The following is a 447-nucleotide window of genomic DNA, read 5'->3' on the forward strand; positions in this document are numbered from 1 at the left end:
CCTGCGCGCTGCCGGTCTCGGCGCCCTGGCCGACCTGGGCTTCCTCGGCCTGGACGACGACGGGGACAACCCCGTGGTCGTCACCGGCTTCAAGGCCACCCGTGCCCGCAAGCTCGCACCCGCCGAAAGGGAGGCCAACCGCATCCTGGCCGCCGGACGCACCCCGGTCGAACGCGGCTTCGCCCATCTGAAGAACTGGCGGATCCTCACCAAGCTCCGCACTGACCACGCTCGCGCCACCCACCTGCTTCGCGCGCTGCTCGTCCTGACGAACATCGAGGCCACTACAGGCAATTGATCTCTACCGCAGGCAGCCCACGACCAGCACAAGCACGCGGAACAGCGTCACTGAGCCGGGATCGGCTGGGTGAGGTTCAACGGGTTGCCGTCGGGGTCCTGGATGTGGGCGACGCGCTGTCCCCACGGCATGTCGTTGGGCCCGCTGCC

1 protein-coding gene and 1 pseudogene are annotated in these 447 nt (G+C 69.1%); one reads left to right on the top strand and one right to left on the bottom strand.

Going from position 1 to position 447, the window contains the following annotated elements; translation table 11 throughout:
• Positions 1–298 (top strand): transposase family protein (locus JK363_RS41655; RefSeq protein ID WP_307822133.1); only part of this gene is annotated, 298 nt, incomplete at its 5' end.
• A gap of 47 nt (positions 299–345) precedes the next feature.
• Here JK363_RS41655 and JK363_RS43665 read toward each other — a convergent pair.
• Positions 346–447, bottom strand: a pseudogene (locus tag JK363_RS43665) (extradiol dioxygenase); the annotation flags it as partial.

The organism is Streptomyces coffeae, from assembly GCF_016741875.1.
GTDB lineage: Bacteria > Actinomycetota > Actinomycetes > Streptomycetales > Streptomycetaceae > Streptomyces > Streptomyces coffeae.